At 62.8% G+C, this 1,572-nt stretch carries 1 protein-coding gene; it reads left to right on the top strand.

Features of this window, described 5'->3' with window-relative positions; all coding sequences use genetic code 11:
• The first annotated feature begins 195 nt into the window (after positions 1-195).
• Positions 196-1,443, top strand: a complete 1,248-nt coding sequence (locus tag BM287_RS17385; protein WP_090042294.1) for an IS256 family transposase — start codon at positions 196-198, stop codon at positions 1,441-1,443.
• The last annotated feature ends 129 nt before the right edge of the window (positions 1,444-1,572 follow it).

Raw genomic sequence — 1,572 nt, 5'->3', positions numbered from 1 at the left:
TCGACGGACAGATCCACAAAAAGACAGCCGCGAACGGCGTCCGTGTAATTTCGAGTCACGTCGGCGCCGGAGCCGAATCCATCATCTCTGTGTAAATCTCGGCAGTGGTGAGCGTTGCTTCGTCAACGTTGAGAGCCATCGTGCGATGGTCAGTGAGAACCGATCAAAGTCACTCACGAAGGACACAAACACACGATGGCCATGGACCAGTCTGCCTTGCTCGACCTGCTTGCTCAACTGAAACTCACCGATGTCACTGACCGGATCCGGTCAGTGACCGAGACGCTGTATCAGGAGTTGATCGACGCGGAAGCGACCGCGTTCATCGGCGCCGCGCCGTTCGAACGTTCCGAGTTCCGAACCGCGCAACGCAACGGGTCCCGCCCGCGGACGCTGACGACGACCGCGGGCGACCTTCATCTGTCGATCCCGAAGCTGCGTCAGGGGTCGTTCTTCCCGGCCCTGTTAGAGCGGCGACGGCGAGTCGATCAGGCCCTCTACGCGGTCGTGATGGAGGCCTATCTCCACGGCGTATCGACTCGCAAGGTCGATGATCTCGTCAAAGCGCTCGGCGCCGACACCGGCATCACCAAGAGCGAAGTGTCCAGGATCTGCGCGGACCTCGACCGGGAAGTGGGCCAGTTCCGGGACCGGGACCTGTCCGCCATGGACTACCCATACGTGTTCCTCGACGCCACCTACTGCAAAGCCCGTGTGAATCACCGGGTCGTGTCCCAAGCGGTCGTCGTCGCGTTCGGTGTCGCTGCGGACGGACGCCGGGAAGTCCTCGGCTTCGACGTCGGCGACAGCGAGAACGAGGCCTTCTGGACCGGGTTCCTCCGCTCGCTGAAGGTCCGCGGCCTGGGCGGGGTGAAACTGGTCATCTCCGACGCCCACACAGGGCTGAAGAAGGCCATCGGGGTGGTGTTCCAAGGTGCCAGCTGGCAGCGCTGCCGAGTGCATTTCATGCGCAACGTGCTCGCCGTTGTCCCGAAGGCGAGCCAGGAGATGGTCGCCTCGATCATCCGCACAATCTTCGCCCAACCCGACCTCGAGCACGTGCACACCCAGTTCGACGAGGTCACCCGGATGCTGGGCAAGTCGCACCCGAAGGTCGCCGGAATGCTCGTCGACGCACGGGCCGACCTGCTCGCGTTCGCCGGATTCCCAGTCAAGCACTGGCGTCAAATCTGGTCCACCAACCCGATGGAACGCGTGAACAAGGAGATCAAACGCCGCACTGACGTCGTCGGAGTGTTCCCCAACCCGGCAGCCCTGCTCCGCCTCGCCGGCGCGGTCCTCGTCGAGCAACACGACGAATGGGAAGCGGGCGACCGTCGCTACCTCTCGGAAGCCTCCATGGCCCAACTCCGGGCCATGGACAACACGAGCCCCGAGCCGATCGAGGAGGCGATTTCACTCCCGGAACTCATCGCGGCATAATCAAACAACTGACCCGCACGGTGTCGAGAAACTCCACAGAGATGATGGATTCGGCTCCGGCGCCGACGTGACTCGAAATTACACGGACGCCGTTCGCGGCTGTCTTTTTGTGGATCTGTCCGTCGACGC

The sequence above is a fragment of the Leifsonia sp. CL147 genome (assembly GCF_900114565.1).
Taxonomy (GTDB): Bacteria; Actinomycetota; Actinomycetes; order Actinomycetales; family Microbacteriaceae; genus Leifsonia.
Note: the sequence above shows the minus strand (reverse complement) of the source record. Positions and strands in the feature narration are given on the sequence as shown.

What these genes read in the sequence shown, in the direction of transcription:
- BM287_RS17385 (WP_090042294.1), top strand. Translation starts at nt 196, where the DNA reads ATGGCCATGGACCAGTCTGCCTTGCTCGACCTGCTTGCTCAACTGAAA.